The sequence below is a fragment of the Streptomyces sp. AF1A genome (genome assembly GCF_047340315.1).
GTDB lineage: Bacteria > Actinomycetota > Actinomycetes > Streptomycetales > Streptomycetaceae > Streptomyces.
Genome location: NZ_JBLEBI010000042.1, coordinates 1 through 24,571, shown reverse-complemented (window position 1 = coordinate 24,571; position 24,571 = coordinate 1). Strand labels below are relative to the sequence as shown.

Here is a 24,571-nt window from a genome sequence, read left to right as displayed (position 1 = left end):
GGGCGGTGACGCGCGTCTGACGGGCGGGCGGGGAGCAGGCGCAGCTCCTCGCCGAGGCCCCGCCGCACCGCGCCCCACGCCCGCGCCACACACCCGCAAGGGCCCTTTCCGGGCCGACCGACGGCCACTTCTCCGACTTTCTCGGCGGCCGCGTACGACGGCTCGCCGCCGGCTCAGTCGGAGGTGGCTGCGGGCGCCTCTGCCCGGTCCGGCGCCGGCTCCTGCGGCGAGGCGCCCCGGCGCCGGCACCGCAGCAGCAGCCGTCTCGCCGGGCATTCGACCGTCTCGTACAGCAGCCAGGACAGCCCGAGCGACATCGCGAACGCGGCCGCGGTGACGGCGAGCCCCGCCAGGGCACCGAAGTGCGGCTTGTTGCCCAGCACGTTCGTGGCGGCGCGCAGCACCAGCAGGTGAATCATGTAGAAGGCGAACGACAGTTCCCCGAGCCGCACCAGCCGCCGGCGCCGCCACAGGGACGGCAGCCCCTTCAGGTCCGCGACGGCCGCCGCCGGGATGAGCAGGGCGAACCCGGCGATCGTGCACACCGTGGCGGAGTAGCCGGGCGCGAGCTGCGGGACGAAGAAGTAGCCGATGACCGCCAGGGCGAGCGAGGCCTCCAGACCGGGCCCGCGCCACCGCCCGAGCAGTACCAGGCGCGCGGTGACCGTGCCGAGCACGAACTCGGGCAGCCGCGCGGCCGGGAAGGAGTACAGCGCGTACTTCCACCAGTGGTGGGCGTCCGCCCAGGCCAGCACCACGATCGCCGCCACGCACAGCCCGCCCGCCACGACCGACCAGCGCGCTCCGAGCCGGCGCAGCACCAGGAACAGCAGCGGGAAGGACGCGTAGAAGAACGCCTCGCAGGCGAGGGACCAGCTGACCGGGTTCAGCGTCTGCCACCACGGGTGCCACCAGGAGTGCACCAGCAGCACATTGGCCAGCGCCTGCTTCGGAGCCGGTCTCGTCTGGTGCGGCGTGTACGTCATGAGCAGGGCGACGACGCAGGTGACCAGGTGCACCGGGTAGATGCGGGCGATGCGCCGCCGCCAGAAGCCGAGCGCGCTGTCACGTGGCCGCGCCGACCAGGTCAGGACGAATCCGGAGAGGACGAAGAAGAACGACACTCCCGTGGCACCGGCGCCGAATCCCCAGGAGACGAAGCGGGCTCCGGTGCCTCCGAAGTAGCCGAAGTTGTTCACGTGCAGGCCGAACACCAGAAGCGCCGCCATCCAGCGCAGCCCCGTCAGGGACGGCAGCGAGGGATTGGCGGCCGGAGGGACTCTGGCAGTGGTCGCGCCGGTTCGGTTGGGCGGCGTCCGGAGCGCCCGGGTCGTCGCCGTGGTCATCGAATCACCTGCCGCAGAGGGTTGGCGTGGGGCATGAAGGGGAACGTTGCCCGCTCAGTCGCGTTTCATCACGTCACATGGCAAACATCACACTGCTGGCGAACGACTCCGGCCCTGGTATGCCACGGACGGCGGGGTCGGGTGCGCCCGTACGAGTGACGGCGGGTATCGCCTTGACGAACCCGCTTCCCTCCGCCTGACGCACAGGTGTTCCCGTCGCGTGGTCAGGCCGCGGCCCCCTGCCGGTCCAGCGCCTCGACGAGTTGTTCTCGGGTCATCTTCGACCGGCCCGGCACCCCGGCCGCGCTCGCCCGCTCGTACAACTCCGCCTTCGACAGGGACGCCAAGTCCTCGGCGTGCTTCCGGCCGGTGGCCGGTTTCCGTTCGCTGGAGCGCTTGCGGCGGGTGGCCGGTTTCCGCTCCGTGGTCTGCTTGCGTCCGGCGGCGGCCGCTTTCTGTTCCGCGCGCTGCTTTTGTCCGGCGGGCTGCTTCCTCCCCGCGCTGCCGCGCTTGCGGGACCGGCTCTGTTCGACGCTGCGGCTGAGCGCCTCCATGAGGTCGATGACGTTGGTCGCCTCCGGCGGCTCCGGCTCGCCGACGACCTCCTCGCCCTTCTGCTTCGCGGCGACGAGCTGCTTGACGCGTTCCTCGTAGGTGTCGTGGTACTCGCCGGGGTCCCAGTCGATGGTGAGCGCGTCGATCAGCTGCTCCGCCGTCCGCAGCTCCTTGTCGCCGGCCTTCGTGCGCGGGTCCGGCAGCACGTCCACCACGTCGGCCGGGTCGCGCACCTCGTCCGCCCAGTGCAAGGTGTGCAGGACCAGGACGCGGGGCTGGGCGCGCAACGCGGTCAGGTACTCCTTGCCGCGCATGGTGAGCGTGGCGATCCCCGCCTTGTCGGACCGTTCGAGCGCCGCCCGCATCAGCTCGTAGACCTTGGCGTACTCCTCCCCGCGCGGGCCGACGTAGTAGGTGCGGTCGAAGTAGACCGGCTCGACCCGGTGGAGGTCGACGAACCCGGCCACGTCGATCACCTTGGACCGTCCGGGGGCGATCTCCTCCAGCTCCTCGGGCTCGACGACCACGTACTGTCCGTCACCGAGCTCGTAGCCCTTCACGATCCCGTCGGTGTCGACCTCCTTGCCCGTGCGCTCGTTGACCCGCTTGTTGCGGATCCGGTCCGAGGTGCCGCGCTGGAGCTGATGGAAGTGCACGGTGTGGTCCTCGGTGGCGGTGTACAGCGCGACGGGCAGCGTGACCAGCCCGAACGTCAGGACACCGCTCCATATGGGTCTCGCCATGACCGTCCTCGCTTCCCGGCCCGGCCCGGCTGTGGGGTCGCGACCACGGGCCCTCACGGACAGTGTCCGGTCCGTGCTGTTTTTCAGCCACCGAGCGCACGCCGCTGCGAGGCGGCCGCCTGCTCCGCCTCGCTCCCGGCCTCGGCCCGGCGCCGGGCCTCGCGTACGGCGTGGTCGGCCTGCCGGGCCCGCTCCCGCGACGTCTGCCGGCGGTGCGCGCCCGCTGCTGTTCCCGCTCGCCGCGCCGCAGCTCCGCGCGCAGGTGCCGCACGCGGTCCTCGGCCTCCTCCGCGCCTGCCGCACGGCCTCACCGCGCCGGGTCCCCTTCCGGCGAGCCGGACGGTGCGCCGGCCCCGACCCCCGTCGGATCACCCGATCGGTGGATGGCCCCGGCTTGCCCCGCGGGCGCCGACGGGCCGGGGGGCACATGATGCGGGCATGCCCTCGAAACCGAGCCCCGGACCGCCCGCTCCCGCCGTATCCCGCAAAGCAACGCGGAGGCAAACGACAGCCGTCGGCACACGGCCAAAATTGCATCCCTCGTTTTCTTGAATCCTTCGTGTTTATACGGGTAGGTTCGGCGTCATGCCCGCCTCCCCGACTCCGACCACCGCCGACGAGCTCCGCGGTGCCGGCCTGCGCGTGACGGCAGCCCGCGTCGCGCTGCTGGAGACCGTCCGGGACGGCGACCACCTCGGCGTCGAGGCGATCGCCTCCGGGGTCCGCGACCGCGTAGGCCACATCACCCTGCAAGCCGTCTACGAGGCTCTGCACGCGCTCACCGCGGCGGGCCTCGTGCGCCGTATCGAGCCGGCCGGTCATCCGGCCCGGTTCGAGGGACGCGTCGGCGACAACCACCACCACCTCGTGTGCCGCTCCTGCGGCACCGTCGCCGACGTCGACTGCGCGGTCGGTGACGCGCCCTGCCTGACCGCATCCGACGACCGCGGCTTCTCCATCGACGAGGCCGAGGTCGTCTACTGGGGCCTGTGCCCCGACTGTTCCAACCGCCGCAGTTCCTGAGCACCGAGTTCCGCCAGTTCGGAAGGATGTCCATGACTGACAACCACGACGCGATCGTCACAGACGCGAAGTCGGAGGGGAGCGGCGGCTGCCCCGTCGCGCACGACCGGGCCCTGCACCCGACCCAGGGCGGCGGCAACCGCCAGTGGTGGCCGGAGCGCCTCAACCTGAAGATCCTTGCCAAGAACCCGCCCGCCGCGAACCCGCTGGGCGAGGAGTTCGACTACGCGGAGGCGTTCAAGAGCCTCGACCTCCCGGCCGTGAAGCGGGACATCGCCGAGGTGCTGACCACCTCGCAGGACTGGTGGCCGGCCGACTTCGGCCACTACGGCCCGCTGATCATCCGCATGGCCTGGCACAGCGCGGGCACCTACCGCATCAGCGACGGCCGCGGCGGCGCCGGCGCCGGCCAGCAGCGTTTCGCCCCGCTGAACAGCTGGCCGGACAACGTCAACCTGGACAAGGCCCGCCGCCTGCTGTGGCCGGTGAAGAAGAAGTACGGCCAGAAGATCTCCTGGGCCGACCTGATGATCCTCGCCGGCAACGTGGCGCTGGAGTCCATGGGCTTCACGCCCTTCGGCTTCGGCGGCGGTCGCGAGGACGTGTGGGAGCCGGAGGAGGACGTCTACTGGGGTCCCGAGACCACCTGGCTGGACGACAAGCGGTACACCGGCGACCGCGAGCTGGAGAACCCGCTCGGCGCCGTCCAGATGGGTCTGATCTACGTCAACCCCGAGGGCCCGAACGGCAACCCGGACCCCCTGGCCGCGGCCCGCGACATCCGTGAGACCTTCCGCCGCATGGCGATGAACGACGAGGAGACCGTCGCGCTGATCGCCGGCGGCCACACCTTCGGCAAGACCCACGGCGCCGGCCCCGCCGACCACGTGGGCGCCGACCCCGAGGCCGCCGGCCTGGAGGAGCAGGGCCTCGGCTGGCGCAGCACCTACGGCACCGGCAAGGGCGCGGACGCCATCGGCTCCGGCCTCGAGGTGACCTGGACCGCCACCCCCACCCAGTGGGGCAACGGCTTCTTCGACATCCTCTTCGGCTACGAGTGGGAGCTGACGGAGTCCCCGGCCGGCGCCAAGCAGTGGGTGGCCAAGGACGCCCAGCCGATCATCCCCGACCCGCAGGACCCCTCGAAGAAGCGTCTCCCGACGATGCTGACCACGGACCTGTCGCTGCGCTTCGACCCGGTCTACGGGCCGATCTCCCGCCGCTTCCACGAGAACCCGCAGGAGTTCGCGGACGCCTTCGCCCGCGCCTGGTACAAGCTCACCCACCGCGACATGGGCCCGAAGGCCCTGTACCTCGGCCCGGAGGTCCCGGAGGAGACCCTGATCTGGCAGGACCCGCTGCCGGAGCGCGAGGGCGAGCTGATCGACGCAGAGGACATCGCCGCGCTCAAGACCAAGCTGCTCGAGTCGGGCCTCAGCGTGTCGCAGCTGGTCACCACCGCGTGGGCCTCCGCGTCCACCTTCCGGGCCAGCGACAAGCGCGGCGGCGCCAACGGCGCCCGCATCCGCCTGGCCCCGCAGCGCGGCTGGGAGGTCAACGAGCCCGACGAGCTGGCCCAGGTGCTGCGCACCCTGGAGGGCGTCCAGCAGGAGTTCAACGCCTCCTCCGGCGCCAAGAAAGTCTCCCTGGCCGACCTGATCGTGCTCGGCGGTGTCGCCGCGGTCGAGAAGGCCGCCAAGGAGGCCGGCTTCCAGGTGCAGGTGCCCTTCACCCCGGGCCGCGTGGACGCCGGCGAGGAGCACACCGACGCCGAGTCCTTCGAGGCGCTGGAGCCGACCGCGGACGGCTTCCGCAACTACCTCGGCAAGGGCAACCGCCTGCCGGCCGAGTACCTGCTCGTCGACAGGGCGAACCTGCTGAGCCTGAGCGCCCCCGAGATGACCGTGCTCGTCGGCGGTCTGCGCGTCCTCGGCGCCACCTACCAGCAGTCGCAGCTCGGCGTTCTCACCAAGACGCCCGGCGTCCTCACCAACGACTTCTTCGTCAACCTGCTCGACATGGGCACGACCTGGAAGTCGACCTCCGAGGACCAGACCACGTTCGAGGGCCGTGACGCCGTCACGGGCGAGCTGAAGTGGGCCGGCAGCCGCGCCGACCTGGTCTTCGGCTCCAACTCCGAACTGCGCGCGCTCGCCGAGGTGTACGCCGGCGACGACGCGAAGGAGAAGTTCGTGAAGGACTTCGTCGCCGCGTGGGACAAGGTCATGAACCTGGACCGGTTCGACCTCGTCTGACCGGCCGAACAGGACGTCCGGGCCGGCCCCGCGAGGCCGGCCCGGACGTCCTGTCGTCGGTGGGGCCGCGCTACGGCCGAGCCGGCCATCCGCCGTACGGGACCGTGATCAGTTCCATGGCGTGGCCCGCCGGATCCATGAAGTACACGCCCCGGCCGCCGTCGTTGTGGTTGATCGCGCCGGGGTGGCGCCGGTGCGGGTCGGCGTAGTGCTCGACGCCGCGCTCGGTGATGCGGGCGTACGCCGCGTCGAACTCCTCCTCGGAGATCAGGAAGGCGTAGTGCTGCGGGGTGATGTCGTCCGCCGGGATGGTGGCGAAGTCCAGCGTGACGCCGTTGCTCAGGCCGACGGCTATGAACGGGCCCCACTCCGCTGTGATCTCCAGGCCCAGCAGCTCCGCGAAGAAGCGGGCGGACTCCCGGTTGTCCCGGGCGTGGACGATGGTGTGATTGAACTCGACCGACAAGGAATGCCTCCGAGGCATGTCCCGGCACCTCCATGCCTCACCCGGCCGGTGACCGGCACGCGATGCCGTCTCCCAGCCTAGTCGGCGCCCCGGCGCCGACGGCAGGGCGCGGCTCCGGGCCAGGCGCCGTCCATGCGGCGGACGTCCGCCTCGTCCCACTTCGTGGTGTCGCGGGGCCGGGTGTAGGGCTCGGCCCCGGGCGGGAGCCCGCCGGCGATGGCCCGCTGCCGCAGGGTCTCCGCGTCGAACTCCAGCCCCAGCAGGATCGCCAGGTTGCTGATCCACAGCCAGACCAGGAAGACGATGACGCCGGCCATGGTGCCGTAGGTCTTGTTGTACGAGGCGAAGTTGGAGACGTAGAACGCGAACCCCGCCGAGGCGGCCATCCAGATCAGCAGTGCCAGGAGGCTGCCCGGCGTGATCCACCGCAAGCCTGCGACCTTGGCGTTCGGGGTGGCCCAGTACAGGATCGCGATCATCACCGTGACCAGCAGGACCAGCACCGGCCACTTGGCGATCGACCAGACGGTCAGCGCGGTGTCCCCGATGCCGAGCGCCTGCCCGGCCCGGCGGGCCAGGGCGCCGGTGAAGACCACGATCAGCGAGCTGATCACCGCCAGCACCATCAGCACCACCGTGACCCCGATCCGCACCGGCAGCAGCTTCCACACCGGCCGGCCCTCCGGCATGTCGTACACGGCGTTCGCGGCACGGGTGAACGCCGCCACGTACGCCGACGCCGACCACACCGCCAGCACGATGCCCACCACGGCCACGACCGACCCGGTGCCGGAGTGGTTCTGCAGCTGCTGCACGGCCCGGGTGATGATGTCCCGCGCGGAGCCGGGGGCCAGGTGCTGGAGATTGGCGAGCACCCGGTCGGTGACCGACCTGCCGGCGATCCCCAGCAGCGAGACCAGCACCAGCAGGGCGGGGAACAGGGAGAGCACCCCGTAGTAGGTCAGCGCGGCGGCCCGGTCGGTGAGGCCGTCGTCCTTGAATTCCTTCAGGCTGCCTCTGAGGACCGCTCCCCAGGCCCGCCTCGGCAGCTTCGTCGGTGTCTCGGGCGCCGCCCGTTCGACCTCCTGGTCCGGCCCGGCCTCCTGAGGCGACGGCACCCGGGGAGCCTGGTCCCGATCATGGTCGTGCGTGTCCTTGTGACCTGGAAGATGCAGCTTCGCCATACCCGTCGAGTAACCCGTGAGCACCCGGTCAAGCCCGGGTCCGCCGACGGAGGCGGCTCGATCGGAGCTCCGCGGGCGGCGCCCCGGCACGCCGCCCCCGTGCGGCTGCGGGTCTGCACGCCCGCGGGGGACGCCTGGAAGGAGTCCGACCGGGTCACCGCGGGCGAGGCCGGCGGGTGGTTCGGGTACCCGCGCACGGGCAGCGGCGCCGCGAGTTCCCGACCGCGAGCACGCGGCCCGCGCCGCTGACCGTCGGCCTGCTGATCACCCCGTCCATCGGCTGCTCCGGGCCGGCGCACTACGCCGTCGGGGCGGGCAGCGTGTTCGCCGGGGGGCCCGGCCGAGTCACGGGCCCCGCCGATGCCCACGCGCGGAGAGGGCAGGATTTGAACCTGCGTGGGCCCCTGGGGGCCCGACCGTGAGCCGTGCTCGCTGGTCCCCGATAAGCCACTCCGGGCACCTCTCCCTGTGTCCGGCTCCGGTTTCCCGTGCCGCTCACGTGAACAACAGTGGCAGGACGCACTGACCGAGCGCTGACACGCTGCTGACGCCCCGTCGGGTCCGAACGCCCGCCATTTCCGGCCGATTTCCCAGTACCGGCAGTAACATGATCACCTTCTCCTCCGGGGGTATCAGTCAGTCACTTGACGCGTCCCAGGACGCGCCCTGCCCGGAGATGTCCATGTCTTCTGCCAATGACGCCGTCGAAGACGCGCGGATCCAGTACGAGCAGCACCTCCACGCATGCCGGCAGTGCCGCGCCGATTCCGTGCCCTGCGCGGTGGCCAAGCATCTGTGGCGGCTGTACAACACGGCCCGCCGGGACCGGATGCGATCGGAGGGAGCCTGACGAGGTGCCTTGCGCCCGCTGAGACCCGGTGCGACCGTAGGGACCCCGCTGCCCCGGCCTCAAGCCCCGTACACCTCAGACACGTTGGCACGCGGCGGCGGGGCGTGCCGGGCCGCCGGGCCCTGCGCGAAGGTGCGCAGGAGGTTCTCCGTGGTGCGGGTGACGAAGGCCCTGGTACGGGCGTCCATGCCGTGGTCGAGGCCGAGTTCGCCCGTCCCGGCCACGAGGCCCTCCACCCAGCGCAGGGTGCCGGTGGCGAAGACGCCCGCTTTGCCGGGAGCCGTGTAGTACGCCGAGTCGCTGTGACTGGGGCGGCCACCGCACACCAGCGGGGAGTGCGCGGTGATCTCCAGCGGGCCGGGCGCCGGGGCGCTCGGGGTGACCCGGTCGTACTCCACGCCGACCAGGTGCGCGAAGCCGTCCCCGGCGCGGACGCCGGTGCCCTCGTACAGCCAGTGGCCGGCCGCCCGGACGACATACGGCGCGTCCACGGGGTAGCCCTCGTAGAGCACGCCGGTCAGGGAGGACTCGGGGTCGGCGCCGGGCGGGAGCCGGTAGTCGGTGGTGACCAGCGCGGGCTGGGACGCGTAGCAGGGGTCGGCCCGGTAGGAGGTCTTGTAGCACACCACCGTACGGTCCTCAGCCCGCTCGCCGGCCGCCAGCCTGACCCGGCGGAAGCAGGTGTTCGCGCCGAGGAAGGCGACGTTCGTCCCGGCGTCCCGCGCGGCCGTGACGTGCGCCCGCTGCTCGGGCGTCCAGTACTCGTCGTGGCCCAGGCAGACGACGGCGTGCGCGCCCCGCAGCACCGCCGGATCCCGGTGGACGTCGACGCCGGTGCTGTAGGCGAGCGGGATGCCCAGGCGCTCGGCCAGCACCACCAGCGCCCGCTCGTACACCAGGAACTTCTCGGCGCCGCTGCCGTCGTAGGGGCGGTCGAAGCAGACCGCGAGGGACCGCGTGGCGTACGCGCCGGACGCGCCGGCGTAGAGGCTGCTGCCGCCCCAGCGGTTGTACGCCTGCCAGGTGGCCGGGGCGTGCAGCAGGACCGTACGGCCCGTGCCCTCGGTGGAACGGACGATCAGCGGGACGTACCGCTGGTGCCCGCCGTCCGCCTCCAGCCGCAGCAGATACGCCCCCTCGGGCCAGCCGGCCGTGTCCACGGTCAGGGTGGCGGGCCAGTCGGCGCGCACGGTGCGGGTGGCGGGCAGCACGTGCGGGGGCGGCTGGGCGCGGCCGGGTATGCGGTCCGAGACCCAGATCCGGCGGGCCTGCCGTCCGCCGTACCAGCCGACCCGGAAGGCGCAGACCCGGAAGGACGCGGCGGTGGTGGACACGTGCAGTCCGAAGCTCTCGCCCGGTGTCACGCTCACCCGGTCCGTGTAGCCCGCCACCGCGTCCGCCGGGCCGGTGGAGCCGAGCCGCCAGTCGGCGGTGCCGGGCGCGTCCCGCTCCGTCTCCGGCCTGAGCCGCCGCCGCGCGTGCGTGCCGGTGGCATGCCGGGGCGCGGAGGTGCACCCGGCGAGGCCGAGACCGGCGCAGGCGGCGAGGAAGCGCCGACGGCCGAGGCCGGGTCCGTCGCTCGGCACGGTGCTGGAATCCGGAGCCACGTCACCTCCCCGATGCGTCCGCTCCAGCGTCCCGACGGCCCTCGGCCGGGCGCAACCCCGCGCCCGCCGGGACGGGCCGCGCCCGGTCGGAACCGGCCAGGACGGCGCGGGCGGGCGTGTGCCCCCTGAAACGACATCGCGCCGTCCCAGCAACACGCCGACGATCGGGAAGGCCGCTGTCCGGCGGGTCCCCGAGGCGTATGCGTGCGCCCCCGGACGGCGTCCGGGGGCGCACCCGACTGTCGGGTGATCAGGCCTGCTGCCTGCGGCGCAGCGTCAGGTAGGTGCCGGTCGCGCCCGCGGCCAGCAGCGCGCCCGCACCGAGGCCCACCGGGAGCACCGGGAAGCCGGAGGCGTCGGTCGTCGCGGCCGCGTTCTGCATGGCCGGGCCCGGGGTGATGCTCGTGGCCACCGGGGCGACGTGCCTGATCGGGCCGACCGACCTCACCGAGCCGTCGGCGTTCAGCAGCACCTGCCTGCCGTTCGGGTGCCGGAAGTCGAACATGCCCGACAGCGAGCCGGCCGTGGCGTCGAAGGAGTGGTCCCCGATGCGGCCGGTGCGCCAGTTGTCCTCGATGAACCGGATGATGGACGCCTGGTCGGTCAGGGTGTGGTCGACCTTGTTGACCTTGCTGTACGGCGAGATCGCGAGCAGCGGCTGGCGGGTGCCGGGGCCACAGCGGTCGGCGTAACCGCCGGACGCCTTCGGCCCGTTCTGGCAGGCGGGGCTGTCGGTCGCCTTGCCGTTGGAGCCGAGCGAGGTGTCCTTGGAGCCGTTGCGCGGGGCGACGTAGGCGTGGTCGTACCAGCCGTCGGAGTCGTCGTAGGCGACCACGATCGCGGTGGAGCTCCACTGCGGCGCGCTCTGGATCGCGTTGATCTCGTTCACCAGGAAGTGCTGCTCGTCGAGCGGGTCGGAGTAGCCCGCGTGCCCGTCCTGGTACGACGCGGCCTTGAGGAAGCTGACGGCCGGCAGCTTGCCCGCCTTGAGCGCGGCGGAGAAGTCGGTCAGGTCGTAGTTGTGGTTGGCCTGCCCGGCGTGGCCGATCTCGGAGACGCTCTTCGGCGGCAGGTGGTGCGGGTTGGCCGTCGACTTGTAGTACGAGAACGGGTTGTGGTGCGGGCTGTAGTCCACCACGGCGGCGCCGCCCACATTGGTGTGCGTGGTGTCGCACCTGGCGTACGAGCCGGACGTGCCGTCCCACGCGGCCGACGGGCGGAAGCCGCCCTGGAACCAGCCCCAGCTCACCTGTGTGGCGTTGAGCAGGTCACCGATGTTCCTGCCCCGCATCGCCGCCAGCGCGTTGGTGCTGGTGTGGTCCTTGCCGGAGCAGTCGTCCCAGGCCGGATCGGGGTCGTTGATCATCGTTCCGACACCGTGGGCGTCGGGCGACTGCACCGCGTACGGGTCGGGCGTCGGCGTCTGCTTGCCGGTGGCCGGGTCGACCGAGATCACGCCGTGCGTGTTGCCGGAGGCCAGGTTGATGGCGCCGGGAGTGGACGGGCCGTAGTTCGAGCTGTAGGAGCGGTCGCTCAGCGCGTAGTGCTGGGCGTAGTTCCACAGCCCGGTGACGGTGTTGCCGTCGTAGTAGTCCATCCCCAGGCCCGGCTCGCCGAACAGGCCGCCGCTGCACTTGTCGACCTCGGTGTTCTGCACGAACTGGTCGGCCCTGCCGCCGTTGTAGGCGTACTGCTCGGGGCCGTAGGAGTGGTTCTGGTCGCAGGTCATCGCCTGGGACGGGGAGAGCCGCTTGGGCGCGTACTGGTTCGGGTTGTGCTCCAGCAGGCCGGCGTGCGCGAGGGTGTCGATGTCCTTCGGCGTGTGCTTCGACGCGGTGAACTTCGTGCCGTCGGTGTTGGCGGCCCTCGGGTAGGTGGCGAAGTAGTGGTCGAAGGAGATGTTCTCGTCGAAGAGCACGACGACGTGCTTGATGGGCGTCGCGGTCGACGAGTGCCCGCCCTGCGCCGCGGAGGGCGCTGCCGCCCAGCCGGGCGCGTTGCCGCCGAGCACGGTGAGCGCCGCGGCTCCCGCCAGCGCGCCCAGGCTCCGCATCGCGGCTCGTCTTCCTCTGCTGGCCATGGTGGTCAACCCCTCCGGACGGAACCTCTGTTCGTCGTACGAGCACGGATGGTGACCCCCGTGCAGGGCGTTGCGGCGGAGCCATGATGACGCGTCGGTGAACAGCACGTCAGGAACGCCATGGCAAAACTTGACTGTGTGTTGACTCGCGTGGCCCGTGGTACGGACGGTTTCAGGCCAGCAGGGCGCGCCCGTACCAGTCCGAAGCGTCCCGCACGCCGGGCAGTACGAAGAAGTAGCCGCCGCCGAACGGGCTGATGTAGTCCGTCAGCGGCTCGCCCGCCAGCCGGTGCTGCACGGTCTCGAACTGCCGCTTCAGATCCTGCTGGTAGCAGCAGAACAGCAGACCCATGTCGAGGTTGCCGCTGCGGTCCGTGCCCCGGTCGTAGTTGTAGGCGCGGCGCAGCAGACGCTGGCCGGCGGTGCCGGGCGTGCGCGGGTTGGCGAGCCGGATGTGTGCGTCCAGCGGAATGACGTCACCCTTGGGGTCGTCGGCGTACCGCGGCGTGTCGTGCTCGTGGTCGCCGTCCAGCGGAGCGCCGGAGAAGCGCGCGCGGCCGAAGATCCGCTCCTGCTCGCTCAGCGAGACCCGGTCCCAGAACTCCACCAGCATGCGGATCAGCCGGACGACCTGGTAGCTGCCGCCCACCGCCCAGTCCGGCTCGCCCATGTCCCGGCCGACCCACACGAATTGGTCCATCTCGCGCGGGCTGGTGGCGTCCGGGTTGGCCGTGCCGTCCTTGAACCCCATCAGGTTGCGCGGGGTGCCGGAGGGCCGGGGCGGGCTGGTGAAGCCGTCCAGCCGCCAGCGGACCTGCAGGCCGCCCCGGGTGTGCCGGGCGATGTCCCGCAGCGCGTGCAGGGCGGTGTCCGGTTCGTCGGTGTGGAGTTGGAGGCTGAGGTCGCCGTGGCACCACGCGGAGTCCAGGTCGTCGTCGGGGAAGGCCGGCATGGCGGTCAGCCGCCGGGGCCGCAGCGCGGACAGCCCGAACCGGTCGTCGAACAGCGAGGCGCCGACGCCGACCGTCACGGCCAGCTGCCCGGACGGCAGCCGGTCGCCGAGGATGCCCGAGTCGGCGGGCGGGCCGGTGATGCCCACCGGGGACGGCGTGCCGCCGGAGGTGAGGAAGCGGGCCCGGCCGGTCAGCGTGCGCAGCAGCTCGGTGAGTTCGGCGCGGTTCTCGGCCGTCACGTCGAGAGAGGCGAACACGCAGGTGCGGCGGGGAGCCTCGATCGCCGAGGCCTGGTGCACCCCGTGGAACGGGGCGACCGGCGCCGACGAGGTCCCCGGGGCCTCGGGTGCGGCGGCGCTCGTGGCGAGGCCGGCCCCGGCGAGGGCGGCGCCGCGCAGGAAGCCGCGCCGGCCCAGGCCCTCGCGCCGTTCGGGACGTTCGGCGGTGCTCACGCGGTCCTCCGGGGGTCGCACAGGGTCGCCACCGACGCCAGCCGCTCCACCAGGTCGCCGAGGACCGCGTCGACGTGCTCGCGCCGGCCGCGGGTCAGCCGGGCGAGCGGGGTCCAGCGGGAACCGTGCCGTAAGCCGTCCAGGGTCCTCCCGGCTCGGTCCACGGCCCTGTCCAGGCCGGGGAGATCGGCGTAGCGGGTGGCGAGCAGCGGGCGCAGCCGGGACAGGACCTCGCGGGTGCCGTCGAGGTTGGCCCGGGCGGTGGCGAGGTCGCTGCCGCTGCCGTAGTCGGTGCGGCCGGTCAGCTCGAACCGCATCGTGTCCTCCAGGATCTCGTGCGCGCGCAGACCCAGCTGGGCGGGGTCCATGCGCGCCTGCGACCAGCTGTCCCGCAGGCCGGTCACCGCTTTCACCAGCGCCGCCGCCGGCGCCCGCAGGGCCCTGGGCGACGCGCCGTGCCACAGCCCGTACTCGATCCGGTGGAACCCGGCGAAGTCCTTGTCGTGCACCCCGCCGGGCAGCCCCGCGTCGGTGCCGTCGATCCGGGCGTCCGCGTCCGCGAAGGCGTCGTACGCCGCCCCGAGCCGCTCGTACTGCAGATGCGCGGGCAGCCAGGCCGACCGGGCGGCGGCGAGGTCCCCGCGGTCGATCGCGTCCCGCAGCGCCGTCGTCAGCCGGACGACGTCCAAGAGCCCGCTGCCGACCCACTTCTGGTAGGCGAGCGCGGGCGGGATGAGGTCGTGCTCGGTGACGGGCGCGGCGCCCGGACCGCGCCGGCCGCTCGTGACCCGGACGGTGGGTCCGGTCACGGCGTCGGCGTCGTCGGGCACGCACATGAAGGCGTACGCCCCCTTGCCGACCCGGACGGTCAACTGCCGTGTCGTACCCGGGCCGATGCCCTCAACCTCGCCGTACACCACGTGGCTGCCCGGGTCCTCCAGGTACACCTCGGCGGCGCCGTCGGAGGAGTTGTGCAGGTCGAAGGTCTGCACCCCGGGCTCGGGACGCGTCCAGCCGCGGCCGCAGCGGCTCTTCGACACCTCGACGACGACGTGCCGGCCCTTGTCGTCCAAGGCCCGCTCGTGCCGCGGGCCTTGGACGGAGACGGCCAGTTCGGCGCCCGCGACGCCCACGGCGAGGACGAGGAACACGGCCGGGGCCGTCCGGAGACGAGCCGACGGCGTGCCGAGGCGGGGCAACGGCATGCTGAGCCTTTCCGGGACGGCGTACGCAGCGGTCCGCGCGGCAGGATCGCCGGCGGGACGGCCTCATGGTAGACACCGCCACGGAACCGAACAGCCGTCCCGGCACGTCAATGGCCGAGAATTCCCCCCTGGTTCACCGGTCGTTGGCACGACCCGGGGCGGTGCGGCCCGGTCAGCGCACCGGGAAACCGAAGGCGTAGCCCTGCTGCTTCAGCCAGGGCAGCAGGGTGCGCAGCGCGGCCACGGTCTGCGAGCGGTCGCCGCCCGCGTCGTGGAACAGGAGGGTGGGACCGTTGCCCAGCTCGCCCTTGACGGTGGCGACGACGGCGTCGGTGCCCGGCCGCTCGAAGTCCTTGGAGTCGACGTTCCAGCCCAGCGGCCGCATCCCGTGCGAGGCCGCGAGGTGCCGGCTGTACGGCGTGAAGGCGCCGCCCGGTGCCCGGTAGTACATCGGCCGCACGCCGCCGGACGCGGCCGTGATCTGCCGCTGGGCGTCCATGATCTGCTGCGACTGGTAGGCCTGGGACTTCTTGTCCATCGAGGTGTCGTGCGACACGGTGTGGTCGCACAGCCGGTGCCCGGCCGCCACCACCTGCCTGACCACCTCCGGGTGCGCCTGGGCCTGGGTGCCGATCATGCAGAACGTCGCCTTCACGCCGTTCTCGCGCAGCACCTGCAGCACCTGCGGCGTCCAGACCGGGTCCGGGCCGTCGTCGATGGTGATGTTGACGGCGTGCTCGCCCCGGTCGGAGGCGTGGGCGATGACGGGGGACAGGGGCGCGGCCTGGGGAGCGGCGGGGCGGCCCGCGGCGCCCCGTGCGGCCGGGGCGCCCCCGGGCTGGCCGGCCTGCGCGGTCCACAGCGAGGCCGCGGTGGCCACCGCCGTCACCCCGACCGCCGCCCCGATCACCCGGCCGTACCATCCCCGCCCGCCGTGCCGCGCCATGTCCGCCCCGCTCCTCGCCGTGTCGTTGGGTCCTCGTGCACCTGGCAGGACGGCCGGGAAGCAGCGCGGGCTCCCCCTGTTACCGATCACGGACAATTCCGCGGCGGAACGTGGACCTCCGGCGCCGGGCGGCGAGGGGCACGCACCGGCTGCGGCGGGGTACCCCGTGACGCGCACGCACCGTGCCGGGCCCGAGGGACGGGGTGATCCTAGATGCCGCCACCAGCGGCGGGAACGTACGACACGACGACCGGGCCGCCCCGGCCCGAGGCCCTGACGAGGATCATGCTCAGTCTGCCGCCGGGCATCTCCGCCATCGACAGCGTCCTGCTGTCCGCAGAGCAGTGCCCCTGCCCCGGATCCGGCCGCCGATGCTGCCGGCCCCGGTGTGCGCGGTGCCGCCGGAACTGCTCGCCGGAACGCTCGCGTTCCTCGCCCGCGACGGCTGCGCGGCCTGCGTTCCGTCCGTGCCGGGCCGCACCTGGTCACTCACCGCACTCGGCACCCTGTCCGGGCCGCCGGGGCGGCGCAGCCCCACCCTGGCGGTGGTCCTGCCGAGCGTCGCCCCGCTGTTGCCGGTGCGGTATCAGTCCCCCTGGGAGTCCAGCCAGTCGAGGATCTGGGGGGTCACCGGGTCCGTGATGTCCGCGAACTCCTCGTGCTTCTTCAGGAACTTGGCGACGTACGGGCACACCGGGACGATCCGCTTGCCGAGGGCGCGCACGTCCGTGAGCGCGTACTGGACCAGCTGCCCGGCCAGGCCCTGTCCGGCGTAGGCGTCGTCGACCTCGGTGTGGAAGAAGACACGCTGGTCGCCGCGGTCACGATAGGCAGTGAGGCCGGCGCGCTCGCCGCCGACCCGGATCTCGTAGCGGTGCCGTGCGTCGACCCGCTCGACGACGGGCGCGGGGGAGGACTGGTTCATGATCGTCCTTTCGGCGGGAGGGGCACCGGCGCGGCGGGATGCGGCGCGGGGCGAGGGCGGCGGCGTTCGGAGGGAGGGCGGAGTCGGTCCGGAGCAGGGGCGCCCCGGGCGCGGCCGAGGCGGTCGCATGCCTGCCCCATGCCCTCGCCGGACAGGACGGCACCCGCGCGGCCATGCCCGCGGCCGGAGAACGTTCCACCACACACCGCACTCTATAGCCGTTCCCGCAGGTCATGAGCGCCGGTGTCGGTGACGGGCCCGCCGGCGGCGGCGACGTGTCGTGCCAACGCTCCTGGGGCGGTCCCGCACTGTCGGCAACGAAGGCCGTTCGCCCAGGTCCGCGGGGCGTGCTGGGCGGGCGTGGCCGGGGTGGCGCCGTTCGGGGCGACGGTCTCGCGGGGGTGGGCGTGGCCTTTCGGCCGGTCGTGAGGTGTGGAGGTGTGCGGGGTGTGTCGTGCGCGAAGGCGTACTGTGCGAAGGTCCGCGCGCGAGGGCGCCGTTCGGGGACGAGCGTCCCGTGGAGGCGGCGTCGCGCTCCGTCAGTCGCGTGGCGTCAGGATCTCCTGGAAGAGGGCGCCGTAGCGGGTGATGAGTTCCTTGCGTTCCGTCTGCAGCAGGCTCTCGTCCCGCGCCACCCACAGCGCGTACAGCAGCCCGCCGGCCAGGGCCGCCGCCAGCCGTGCCCGCAGGTCGGCGTCCGGGCCGGACAGCCGGTCGCGCAGGGGGCCGACGAACACCCGCTCGTGGGTCTCGCGCAAGCGGCCCAGGATCTGCGGCTCGTTGCTGCCGTGCACCAGGGCGAGGAAGATGCCGCGCGCCGCACCGTCGAGGTCGAGCAGCAGCGTGGCGAGCCGTTCTCCCAGCTGCTCGAGCGGGACGTCGAGCAGCGGCGCGTCGTCGATCGTCAGATGCATCGTCTCCAGGAACAGCAACTCCTTGCTCTTGAAGTGCCGGATCACCAGCGCGGGGTCGGTCCCGGCCTCCGCCGCGATCCGGCGGACGGTGGTCCTCGCGAACCCGTGGTTCCGGAACAACCGGGTGGCGGCGGTACGGATGGCGTCGCGGGTGGAGGAGCCGGATCCGGTCTGCAGCATGGGGTCAGGATAGGTGGCGTCCGGCCGCGGTGATCGGCGAACTCGTATACATGGCAGGGGAGTTGGCAGCCCGGTTCGGTGAGGGTTTCAAGAAGTTCGGTCAACAATGTTGACTCGGGGGTGCGGTGACCGCACATTACTTATCGGTACTACCCGGCGGTAATCCCGCAACCCCCACCTCACGGCCGTCGTCGTGCGTGCGCCCCCACGTCCACGCCCCCGGCGACCGGCACTCCCCCCTGCCCTGAGCCGCACATTCTCGCGAACCAGCACACGCCCGGGCTCCGTCGTGCCCGCCCTGCGTCCTATCCCGAGAAGAGGGAACCCCATGCCCCTTCCTGCCCTGCGCCGTGTCGTCGCGGCCGCCTCCGCACTCGCCGGTGCCCTGACCCTCGGCCTCACCGCGGCCCCCGCCCACGCCACGTCCACCCTCGACTACGCCGCCCTCGGCGACAGTTACAGCGCCGCCTCCGGCGTCCTGCCCATCGACACCGGCAACCTGCTCTGCCTGCGCTCCACCGCGAACTATCCGCACGTCATCGCCGCCCGCACGGGCGCCCGGCTGACGGACGTCACCTGCGGCGCCGCCCAGACCAAGGACTTCACCCAGGCCCAGTACCCGGGCGTGGCCCCGCAGGCCGACGCGGTCACCTCGAACACCGACCTGGTGACCCTGACCATCGGCGGCAACGACAACGGCACCTTCATCAACGCCATGCTCGCCTGCGGGAGTGCGGGCATCCTCACCGGGGGCAAGGGCAGCCCCTGCAAGGACGCGTACGGATCGTCGTTCGACGACGCGATCGACACGAAGACCTATCCCGCGCTGAAGTCCGCCCTGCGGGCCGTCCGGGCCAAGGCGCCGGGCGCCCGCGTGGCGGTGCTCGGCTACCCGTGGATCACGCCCGCCGCCGCCGTCCCGTCCTGCTACGCCCAACTGCCGATCGCCTCCGGCGATGTGCCCTATCTGCACGAGATGCAGGCCCATCTCAACGCCGTCGTCCAGCGCGCCGCCGAGGAGACCGGCGCCACGTACGTGGACTTCTCCCAGGCGTCCGCAGGCCACGACGCGTGCCAGGCCGTCGGCACCCGGTGGATCGAGCCGCTGCTGTTCGGGCGGAACCTCGTCCCGGTCCACCCCAACGCGCTCGGCGAGCGGCGCATGGCCGAGCGCACGATGAGCGTCCTCGGCCTCGGCTGACCCACGGCCCGCCCCGGCCGTCGTACACCTGGGGCCCGGCGCCGAACGCAGGTGCGTCCAGCGACGGGTCCCGGGCTCCGCGACCAAGGGGCGGGCACCGGCGGATCAGGCGCGTGCTCCGCCGTCGACCGGGAGCACCGTGCCGGTCACGAAGGAGGCCCGGTCGCTCAGGAGCCATGCGGCGGCCTGGGCGATCTCCTCCGGGTCCGCCGCGCGACGCAGCGGGATGGACGCCGTGATCCGCTGCCGCACACCGGGCGAGGCGGCCTCCCAGGCCCGGGTCATCTCCGTCGGCGTGAAGCCGGGGGCGATCGCGTTGACGCGGATGCCCTCCGGGCCGTACGTCACCGCGGCCGACTCGGTGAGGCTGTTCACCGCCCGCTTCATCGCACCGTACACGGGCAGTTCGGGGTTGCCCCGGAGGCTGCCGACGGACGAGTTGTTGACGATGGCACCCGCCCCGGCGGTGGCCCGTATGGCGGCGACCTCGGCGGCCATGGCCAGCCAGACGCCCTTCACCGGCTGCCGCAGTCCGCCGCCTTCGTCACCTCGGCCAGCATGGAGGTGCTCGCCTGGAACGAGCTGGCGGCCGCACTCATGGAGGACTTCTCCGCCCTGCCCCGGCGCGAGCGCAACCTGGCCCGCCGGGCCTTCCTCGGCCCGCGCACCGAGGGGCGCCGGCTGTACGGCGTGTCCGACGCCGACGCGTTCGCACGCCACGCCGCGCGCCGGCTGCGCAGCGCCGCCGCCCGCTACCCCGACGACCCCGAGCTCAGCGGGCTGATCCGTGAACTCCTGGACGGCAGCGAGGAGTTCGCCGGGCTGTGGGCCTCGCACGACGTGGACACGGAGCCGACGTTGCGCAAGACCTTCCAGCACCCGCTGGTCGGCCCGGTCACCGTCAACTGCGACGCCCTCGACCTGACCGACCGCGACCAGCAGGTCGTCATCTACACCGCCGTGCCCGGCTCACCCTCGGAGGAGGCCCTGCGGCTGCTGTCGGTCATCGGCACCCAGCGCATGACCGCGCCCCGCTGAGTCCCCCTGACGCCGGGCCGTTTGCGCGGTGTTCGGCGGAGAGTAGCCTCCGCTGCACCCGTCCAGCGCCCCGGGGCCCGGAGCCGACCGGGACGTGGAGGCGGCGCGTCACTTCCCGTACCGGGCGGCCCACTTGCCGGTCAACCGGCTGTACGACGGCACCGTGCACGACGGGTGAAGGCCGGTCGCGGTGGTCCCCGGCGGCCGTGCGGGAGGGCGGCCGGCGGCTCAGTTGCCCGCCGTGTGGTCGGGGACGTAGGTCTGCAGATCGCGCGGCGGGCGCTCGTAGCCGGTGGACGGCGGCCGGGGCGGAAGCTCCAGGACCGGCGGCGGTACGTCGTGGTACGGGACGGAGTCGAGCAGATGGGCGATCATGTTCAGCCGCGCCCGCCGCTTGTCGTCGCTCTCCACGACGTACCAGGGCGCCTCGCTGATGTCGGTGTGGACCAGCATCTCGTCCTTCGCCCGGGAGTAGGCCTCCCACCGGGTGATCGACTCCAGGTCCATGGGGGACAGCTTCCAGCGGCGCAGCGGATCCTCCAGGCGGCGCCGGAAGCGCTCCTGCTGCTCGGTGTCGCTCACCGAGAACCAGTACTTGCGCAGCAGGATCCCGTCCTCCACCAGCATGCGCTCGAAGACGGGGCACTGGCGCAGGAAGAGCTGGTGCTCCTCCTTGGTGCAGAAGCCCATCACGTGCTCGACGCCGGCCCGGTTGTACCAGGACCGGTCGAACAGCACGATCTCCCCGGCGGCGGGCAGGTGCTCGACGTAGCGCTGGAAGTACCACTGGGTGCGCTCGCGCTCGGTCGGCCTGGGCAGCGCCGCGATCCGCGCCACCCGCGGATTGAGGTGCTCGGCGACCCGCTTGATGGTGCCTCCCTTGCCCGCGGCGTCCCGCCCCTCGAAGACCACGACCAGCCTGGCGCCCTCGGCCCGCACCCACTCCTGCAGCTTCACCAATTCCGTCTGCAGGCGCAGCAGTTCCCTCTCGTAGACCTCGCGCGACAACTTCGCCGTCTTCTTGCCGGCCATGCCGCCTCCATCACCGCCGCCGACCGCCGAATCACTCACACCTTAGGCCGCAGACGGGGCGATCGTCGCCGGCTGCCGCACCCTGTCGGCGGCCCCGCCGCCCGCGCGGCCGGTCAGGGGGCCTTGGCGACGGTCAGCAGCGCGGCGGCGTCCTCGACGGCCTCCAGGCTGTGGCGGGCGGGCGGTACGACGAGGAGGTCCCCTGCCCTGCCCTCACACCGGTCCTCCCCGCTCAGCAGCGCGACGCGGCCCCGCAGCACCAGCACCGTCGCCTCGCCGGGGTTCTCGTGCTCGGCGAGAACGGTGCCCGCGCGCAGGGTGATGAGGGTCTGGCGCAGGACGTGCTCAGGGCCGCCGTAGACGGTCTCGGCGCTGCGGCCGGCGGAGGACGCCGCGGCCCGTTCCAGGTGCTCGCGCACGCGGGCGTCGAGGGAGAACTTCTTCATGGTGGTGGGACCTTTCCGGGTCGGGACCGGATGCCGGTTGCGCATCCCTCGGTGTCCACTGTCGCGGCCGGCGCCCGTCGTGTCGCGGGACCTGCTCCCGGTCGGGTGAGCGCGTAGGGTGGCAGGCAGGGCGACGTGATGACTCCGTCGGACGGCACCGGGAGGAAGCCCCATGGTGCACGAGCCACGGCAGCGGTCCCAGGAAACCCCGCAGCCGGCCGTCCCGTCGGCCGGGCAGCCGCGGCAAGCGGCCCGGAGGGGGACGCCTCCGGACGCCCCGCAGCTCGTCCTCGGCCGGCACGGACTGCGGCGGCTTCTCGGCGCCGTCGCGGCGATCAGCGCCGACATGGACAGCCGCAGCGTGCTGCACCGCATCGTGGAGGCGGCCGCCGACCTCGTCGGGGCGCGCTACGGGGCCCTGGGCGTCATGGGGGAGGGCGGCGCCTTCGTCGACCTGATCACCGTGGGGATCGACGACCCGCAGCTGTGCGCCGACATGGGGTTGCCGCAGGGGCACGGCGTGCTGCAGTCGCTGGTGGCGGACCGGCGGCCGTTGCGGGTGGCGGACGTGTCGGCACACCCGCGCGCCGCCGGGTTTCCGCCCGGGCACCCGGTCATGCGCACCCTGCTCGGCGTTCCGCTGATGGTGCGCGGGACCGTGTACGGCGACCTCTACCTCGCCGACAAGACGGACGGTACGCCGTTCGACGACGACGACCAGCAGCTGCTGACCGCGCTGGCCGGCGCCGCGAGCGTCAGCATCGAGAACGCCCGCCTGTACGCCCACCTCGCTCGCGCCGCCGAGCACTTCCAGCGCCGCATGCTGCCCGTGCTCCCGGACCTGGCGCCGTTGCTGGCCGAGGCCCGCTACGAGCCCGCGTCCGAGCTGTCCAGGCTGGGCGGGGACTGGTACGACGCCATGGTCCTGCCCGACGGTGCGACCTGCGTGGTGGTGGGCGACGTGACCGGCCACGACGTCGAGGCCGCCCCGCTGATGGGCCAGATCCGCAACATGCTGTGGGCACTCGCGCTCGACCGGTGGGGGACGCCCAGCTCGGTTCTGTCGCGCCTGGACCGCGCCCTGGCGATGCTGGAGGACCCGCCGACGGCCACGCTGGTGCTCGGGCGCATCGACCACGGCCGTGACGGACACGCCTTCTGCTGGAGCAACGCCGGGCACCCGCCCCCGCTGCTCATCGGGGCGGACGGCAGCACCGGCTACCTGGCGCCCGCCCGCCACGGGATCCCCGTGGGCATCGACCCCTCCGTCCCACGCTTCAGCCACACGCATCCCATCCCGCCCGGCGCCACGCTGCTGCTCTTCACCGACGGGCTGGTCGAGCGCCGCGGCCAGGACATCGACACCGGCCTGGCGCAGCTGGCCGCGCATTCGGGTTCCCTGGCCGGGGCTCCGCTGGAGGAGCTGTGCGACGCCCTGATCACCAGCTGCGGGGTGTACGACGACGACGTCGCCCTGCTCGCCCTGCGCACCCCGGCACCGTGACGTCGAAGGTGTCGTGCCGCATGCCGGCTCAGCGTGCTCGGCCCCGCGGCTTGAGGGGCACCGACGGCAGCTCGGGCGCGGGCAGCGGATCGCCGTCGTAGCCCTTCACCTCGCCGAAGCGGGTGCCCACCGTCCAGTCCTCGCGAGCCTGGGCGATGTCCTCGTGGCTGCGGCCGATGAAGTTCCACCACATCACGATCTCCTCGCCGAACGGGGGTCCGCCGAGCAGGACGACGCGTGCCGGGGCGTCGGACTCGTTGACGAGGGGCAGCTCGCCGGCCCCGTCGGGCACATAGCCCAGTTCGGCGGGGCGCAGCAGGGTGCCGGCGGCGCGGACGTCGCCCTGGTCGACGAGGACGCCGTGTTCGAAGCCCGGGTCGACGGCCAGGGTGAGCGCGGCGCGCGGGTCCAGGGTGATCTCGGCGCCGAGCAGCGGGGTGAAGGTGGGAACGGGTGAGACGGAGCCGGCGAGGGAGCCCAGGAAGACCCGCACGACGGCACCGTCGAGGCGCACCGGCGCGGGTTCGTGGTGCTGGAAGTCGGGGCGGGTGTGCCGGTGCCGTTCGGACAGCGCGACCCACAGCTGGACGCCGTGCAGCACGGTGGTGCCGGGTGTGGACACCTCGGAGTGGCTGATGCCGTGCCCGCCCGTCATCAGGTTCAGCTCGCCGGGACGGACCAGGGCGTGGCTGCCCAGGCTGTCGCGGTGCTCGATCTCACCGCTGAACAGCCAGCTCACGGTCTGCAGCCCGGTGTGGGGGTGCGGGGCGACGTCCATCCCCCCGGTACGGGCGACGTCGTCGGGGCCGTAGTGGTCGGCGAAGCACCAGGCGCCGATCAGGGTGCGGGCCCGCTGCGGAAGGGTGCGCCGAACGGTCATCGCGCGCGGTCCGCCGAGCGGTACGTCCCGCGGCTCGAGCACCTGCACCGGGGCCGCCGTGCCCTGCCGGTGGTCCTCTCCGGGCGTGCCGCACCGCATCTCGGCGGGCCGCGTCTCGGTGTTGCTCATCCGAGCCCACCTCCCCTCCATGATAGTTTTATGTTCAACAACTAGCAGTGAGCATAGCCCCCCGTCGCGGCATCGCGCACGTGCACCGGCCAGGCCCGGGCCGCGCCATCCGGAGGAGTCCAGGTTGACCAGTCCCGTCCCGGCCGGCGCCACCCGGCGGATCTTCGTCGACAAGCAGAGCCCGAAGGCCTACCACGCGCTGCTGCAGACCGCGGAGGCGGTCCGGGCGGTCGCCGCCGACGCCGGCCTCGACCGCGCCCTGGTGGAACTGGTCAACCTTCGCGTCTCGCAGATCAACGGCTGCGCCTACTGCCTCCATGTGCACACCCGCGCCGCTCTGCGCGCCGGGGAGACCCCGCAGCGCCTCGGTGTGCTCGCCGCCTGGCGGGACACGGAAGTGTTCACGCCCGCCGAGCGGGCCGCCCTCGCCCTCGCCGAGGCGACCACCGCCGCCTCGGACGCCGACGCCCAGGACCGGGCCTACGGCGCGGCACGGGACGTCCTCACCGCCGACCAGATATCGGCGGTGATCTGGGTGGCCGTCACGATCAACGCCTTCAACCGCGTCTCGATCATGAGCAGGCATCCGGTCCGTCCGGAGTCCTCCGCCTGAGACACCGGCTCGCGCCGCCTCCGGTCCGCCGCCGGCCGACGGCC

20 protein-coding genes and 3 pseudogenes are annotated in these 24,571 nt (G+C 72.8%); 7 read left to right on the top strand and 16 right to left on the bottom strand.

Annotated features, from left to right (window positions below):
* Window positions 1–173: 173 nt before the first annotated feature.
* Both ACLU3S_RS15115 and ACLU3S_RS15110 read right to left on the bottom strand, forming a co-directional pair.
* Complete coding sequence (locus tag ACLU3S_RS15115; protein ID WP_413952349.1) at window positions 174–1,346, bottom strand: acyltransferase family protein; 1,173 nt, start codon at window positions 1,344–1,346, stop codon at window positions 174–176.
* A 224-nt stretch (window positions 1,347–1,570) separates the two neighbouring features.
* Window positions 1,571–2,644: a Ku protein gene (locus tag ACLU3S_RS15110; protein WP_413952348.1), complete on the bottom strand. Its 1,074-nt coding sequence runs from the start codon at window positions 2,642–2,644 to the stop codon at window positions 1,571–1,573.
* 585 nt (window positions 2,645–3,229) lie between these two features.
* Between ACLU3S_RS15110 and ACLU3S_RS15105 the strand changes: the two genes are divergently transcribed.
* Together ACLU3S_RS15105 and katG are read left to right on the top strand one after the other, a co-directional pair.
* Window positions 3,230–3,667 carry a Fur family transcriptional regulator gene (locus ACLU3S_RS15105; RefSeq protein WP_413952347.1) on the top strand — a complete coding sequence of 146 codons (438 nt, stop codon included), beginning with the start codon at window positions 3,230–3,232 and terminating at the stop codon, window positions 3,665–3,667.
* A 32-nt stretch (window positions 3,668–3,699) separates the two neighbouring features.
* Window positions 3,700–5,922 carry a catalase/peroxidase HPI gene (gene katG / locus ACLU3S_RS15100; protein ID WP_413952346.1) on the top strand — a complete coding sequence of 741 codons (2,223 nt, stop codon included), beginning with the start codon at window positions 3,700–3,702 and terminating at the stop codon, window positions 5,920–5,922.
* 70 nt (window positions 5,923–5,992) lie between these two features.
* Here katG and ACLU3S_RS15095 read toward each other — a convergent pair whose 3' ends face one another.
* The 3 genes and pseudogenes from ACLU3S_RS15095 to ACLU3S_RS15085 form a co-directional block, all read right to left on the bottom strand.
* Window positions 5,993–6,388, bottom strand: a complete 396-nt coding sequence (locus tag ACLU3S_RS15095) for a VOC family protein (RefSeq protein ID WP_413952364.1) — start codon at window positions 6,386–6,388, stop codon at window positions 5,993–5,995.
* Between the two features lie 77 nt (window positions 6,389–6,465).
* Window positions 6,466–7,572, bottom strand: coding sequence for a YihY/virulence factor BrkB family protein (locus tag ACLU3S_RS15090; RefSeq protein ID WP_413952345.1), 1,107 nt, complete (start codon window positions 7,570–7,572; stop codon window positions 6,466–6,468).
* A gap of 371 nt (window positions 7,573–7,943) precedes the next feature.
* Window positions 7,944–8,038: pseudogene (locus ACLU3S_RS15085) on the bottom strand.
* A 216-nt stretch (window positions 8,039–8,254) separates the two neighbouring features.
* On the opposite strand from ACLU3S_RS15085, the gene ACLU3S_RS15080 reads away from it, so the two are divergent.
* Window positions 8,255–8,422 (top strand): hypothetical protein, encoded by a 168-nt coding sequence (locus ACLU3S_RS15080; RefSeq protein ID WP_413952344.1) that lies wholly within the window; start codon window positions 8,255–8,257, stop codon window positions 8,420–8,422.
* A 59-nt stretch (window positions 8,423–8,481) separates the two neighbouring features.
* On the opposite strand, the gene ACLU3S_RS15075 is transcribed toward ACLU3S_RS15080, so the two are convergent.
* The 7 genes from ACLU3S_RS15075 to ACLU3S_RS15045 all read right to left on the bottom strand — a co-directional run bounded on the left by ACLU3S_RS15075 (window position 8,482) and on the right by ACLU3S_RS15045 (window position 17,684).
* Complete coding sequence (locus ACLU3S_RS15075) at window positions 8,482–10,029, bottom strand: N,N-dimethylformamidase beta subunit family domain-containing protein (RefSeq protein WP_413952343.1); 1,548 nt, start codon at window positions 10,027–10,029, stop codon at window positions 8,482–8,484.
* A 250-nt stretch (window positions 10,030–10,279) separates the two neighbouring features.
* Window positions 10,280–12,109 (bottom strand): phospholipase C, encoded by a 1,830-nt coding sequence (locus ACLU3S_RS15070; protein ID WP_413952342.1) that lies wholly within the window; start codon window positions 12,107–12,109, stop codon window positions 10,280–10,282.
* Window positions 12,110–12,281: 172 nt separating this feature from the next.
* Window positions 12,282–13,514: an iron uptake transporter deferrochelatase/peroxidase subunit gene (gene efeB, locus ACLU3S_RS15065; protein ID WP_413952341.1), complete on the bottom strand. Its 1,233-nt coding sequence runs from the start codon at window positions 13,512–13,514 to the stop codon at window positions 12,282–12,284.
* Complete coding sequence (locus ACLU3S_RS15060; protein WP_413952340.1) at window positions 13,511–14,665, bottom strand: imelysin family protein; 1,155 nt, start codon at window positions 14,663–14,665, stop codon at window positions 13,511–13,513. The genes efeB and ACLU3S_RS15060 overlap by 4 nt, the downstream gene beginning before the upstream one ends.
* A gap of 226 nt (window positions 14,666–14,891) precedes the next feature.
* A complete protein-coding gene (locus ACLU3S_RS15055; RefSeq protein ID WP_413952339.1) occupies window positions 14,892–15,665 on the bottom strand; it encodes a polysaccharide deacetylase family protein in 774 nt (257 codons plus the stop codon).
* A 586-nt stretch (window positions 15,666–16,251) separates the two neighbouring features.
* Window positions 16,252–16,590 (bottom strand): GNAT family N-acetyltransferase, encoded by a 339-nt coding sequence (locus ACLU3S_RS15050; protein WP_413952338.1) that lies wholly within the window; start codon window positions 16,588–16,590, stop codon window positions 16,252–16,254.
* Window positions 16,591–17,129: 539 nt separating this feature from the next.
* Window positions 17,130–17,684, bottom strand: coding sequence for a TetR family transcriptional regulator (locus ACLU3S_RS15045; protein WP_413952337.1), 555 nt, complete (start codon window positions 17,682–17,684; stop codon window positions 17,130–17,132).
* Between the two features lie 328 nt (window positions 17,685–18,012).
* Here ACLU3S_RS15045 and ACLU3S_RS15040 point away from each other — a divergent pair, with 328 nt between their 5' ends.
* On the top strand, window positions 18,013–18,885 hold the full coding sequence (locus tag ACLU3S_RS15040; RefSeq protein WP_413952336.1) for an SGNH/GDSL hydrolase family protein: 873 nt from the start codon (window positions 18,013–18,015) through the stop codon (window positions 18,883–18,885).
* Window positions 18,886–18,990: 105 nt separating this feature from the next.
* Here ACLU3S_RS15040 and ACLU3S_RS15035 read toward each other — a convergent pair.
* Window positions 18,991–19,404 (bottom strand): annotated as a pseudogene (locus tag ACLU3S_RS15035) (SDR family NAD(P)-dependent oxidoreductase); the annotation flags it as partial.
* Between ACLU3S_RS15035 and ACLU3S_RS15030 the strand changes: the two are divergent.
* Window positions 19,393–19,923, top strand: a pseudogene (locus ACLU3S_RS15030) (transcriptional regulator); the annotation flags it as partial. The pseudogenes ACLU3S_RS15035 and ACLU3S_RS15030 sit on opposite strands and share 12 nt — an antisense overlap.
* Window positions 19,924–20,151: 228 nt before the next feature.
* On the opposite strand, the gene ppk2 reads toward ACLU3S_RS15030, so the two are convergent.
* On the bottom strand, window positions 20,152–20,955 hold the full coding sequence (gene ppk2 / locus ACLU3S_RS15025) for a polyphosphate kinase 2 (protein ID WP_413952335.1): 804 nt from the start codon (window positions 20,953–20,955) through the stop codon (window positions 20,152–20,154).
* Between the two features lie 113 nt (window positions 20,956–21,068).
* The gene (locus tag ACLU3S_RS15020) at window positions 21,069–21,401 is read right to left on the bottom strand and encodes a cupin domain-containing protein (protein ID WP_413952334.1); all 333 of its coding nucleotides are present in this window, start codon (window positions 21,399–21,401) and stop codon (window positions 21,069–21,071) included.
* A gap of 172 nt (window positions 21,402–21,573) precedes the next feature.
* On the opposite strand from ACLU3S_RS15020, the gene ACLU3S_RS15015 reads away from it, so the two are divergent.
* On the top strand, window positions 21,574–22,905 hold the full coding sequence (locus tag ACLU3S_RS15015) for a PP2C family protein-serine/threonine phosphatase (RefSeq protein WP_413952333.1): 1,332 nt from the start codon (window positions 21,574–21,576) through the stop codon (window positions 22,903–22,905).
* Window positions 22,906–22,933: 28 nt separating this feature from the next.
* On the opposite strand, the gene ACLU3S_RS15010 is transcribed toward ACLU3S_RS15015, so the two are convergent.
* Complete coding sequence (locus tag ACLU3S_RS15010) at window positions 22,934–23,914, bottom strand: pirin family protein (protein WP_413952332.1); 981 nt, start codon at window positions 23,912–23,914, stop codon at window positions 22,934–22,936.
* Between the two features lie 124 nt (window positions 23,915–24,038).
* Here ACLU3S_RS15010 and ACLU3S_RS15005 point away from each other — a divergent pair, with 124 nt between their 5' ends.
* A complete protein-coding gene (locus ACLU3S_RS15005; RefSeq protein ID WP_413952331.1) occupies window positions 24,039–24,527 on the top strand; it encodes a carboxymuconolactone decarboxylase family protein in 489 nt (162 codons plus the stop codon).
* Window positions 24,528–24,571 lie beyond the last annotated feature (44 nt).

Bases quoted from the DNA above. Each gene is read 5' to 3' on its own strand.
- ACLU3S_RS15115 (WP_413952349.1), bottom strand. From the start codon at position 1,346: ATGACCACGGCGACGACCCGGGCGCTCCGGACGCCGCCCAACCGAACC.
- ACLU3S_RS15110 (WP_413952348.1), bottom strand. From the start codon at position 2,644: ATGGCGAGACCCATATGGAGCGGTGTCCTGACGTTCGGGCTGGTCACG.
- ACLU3S_RS15105 (WP_413952347.1), top strand. From the start codon at position 3,230: ATGCCCGCCTCCCCGACTCCGACCACCGCCGACGAGCTCCGCGGTGCC.
- katG (WP_413952346.1), top strand. From the start codon at position 3,700: ATGACTGACAACCACGACGCGATCGTCACAGACGCGAAGTCGGAGGGG.
- ACLU3S_RS15090 (WP_413952345.1), bottom strand. From the start codon at position 7,572: ATGGCGAAGCTGCATCTTCCAGGTCACAAGGACACGCACGACCATGAT.
- ACLU3S_RS15080 (WP_413952344.1), top strand. From the start codon at position 8,255: ATGTCTTCTGCCAATGACGCCGTCGAAGACGCGCGGATCCAGTACGAG.
- ACLU3S_RS15070 (WP_413952342.1), bottom strand. From the start codon at position 12,109: ATGGCCAGCAGAGGAAGACGAGCCGCGATGCGGAGCCTGGGCGCGCTG.
- ACLU3S_RS15055 (WP_413952339.1), bottom strand. From the start codon at position 15,665: ATGGCGCGGCACGGCGGGCGGGGATGGTACGGCCGGGTGATCGGGGCG.
- ACLU3S_RS15050 (WP_413952338.1), bottom strand. From the start codon at position 16,590: ATGAACCAGTCCTCCCCCGCGCCCGTCGTCGAGCGGGTCGACGCACGG.
- ACLU3S_RS15045 (WP_413952337.1), bottom strand. From the start codon at position 17,684: ATGCTGCAGACCGGATCCGGCTCCTCCACCCGCGACGCCATCCGTACC.
- ACLU3S_RS15040 (WP_413952336.1), top strand. From the start codon at position 18,013: ATGCCCCTTCCTGCCCTGCGCCGTGTCGTCGCGGCCGCCTCCGCACTC.
- ppk2 (WP_413952335.1), bottom strand. From the start codon at position 20,955: ATGGCCGGCAAGAAGACGGCGAAGTTGTCGCGCGAGGTCTACGAGAGG.
- ACLU3S_RS15020 (WP_413952334.1), bottom strand. From the start codon at position 21,401: ATGAAGAAGTTCTCCCTCGACGCCCGCGTGCGCGAGCACCTGGAACGG.
- ACLU3S_RS15015 (WP_413952333.1), top strand. From the start codon at position 21,574: ATGGTGCACGAGCCACGGCAGCGGTCCCAGGAAACCCCGCAGCCGGCC.
- ACLU3S_RS15010 (WP_413952332.1), bottom strand. From the start codon at position 23,914: ATGAGCAACACCGAGACGCGGCCCGCCGAGATGCGGTGCGGCACGCCC.